Here is a 625-nt window from a genome sequence, read left to right on the forward strand (position 1 = left end):
CGTCGGCGGCACCGGTGGACAGGTGCCGGAACACCACCCATTCCGCCGCCCGGCCGCCCAGCAGCACCGCCATCTTGTTCTCCAGCTCCTCCCTGGTCATCAGGAAGCGGTCCTCGGTCGGCCGCTGGATGGTGTAGCCAAGCGCCCCCACGCCGCGCGGGATGATCGACACCTTGTGCACCGGGTCCATGCCCGGCAGCGCCATGGCGACCAAGGCGTGGCCCATCTCGTGATAGGCCACGATCTCGCGCTCACGCGGGTTGAGCAGGCGGTTGCGCTTCTCCAGCCCGGCCACGATCCGCTCGATCGCGTTGTTGAAGTCGTCCATGGTGACGGCGTCGGCGCGGCGCCGCGTGGCGAGCAGGGTCGCCTCGTTGACCAGGTTGGCGAGATCGGCGCCGGTGAAGCCCGGGGTGAGCGCGGCGACCTTCTCCGGGTCGACGTCCCGGGCAAGCTTCGCCTTCCTCATATGGACCTGGAGGATCTGGATGCGGCCGGTCTTGTCCGGCCGGTCGACCAGGACCTGGCGGTCGAACCGGCCGGCACGCAACAGCGCCGGGTCCAGGATCTCCGGCCGGTTGGTGGCACCCAGCAGGACCAGGCCGCTGCGGCTGTCGAACCCGTC

Annotated in this window: 1 protein-coding gene; it reads right to left on the reverse strand. The window is 70.1% G+C overall.

Annotated features, from left to right (window positions below; translation table 11 throughout):
• Positions 1 to 625 (reverse strand): AAA family ATPase (locus EQG76_RS31475; protein ID WP_159719134.1); only part of this gene is annotated, 625 nt, incomplete at both ends.

The sequence above is a fragment of the Geminicoccus flavidas genome, assembly GCF_009806515.1.
In the GTDB taxonomy this organism is placed as follows: Bacteria; Pseudomonadota; Alphaproteobacteria; order Geminicoccales; family Geminicoccaceae; genus Geminicoccus; species Geminicoccus flavidus.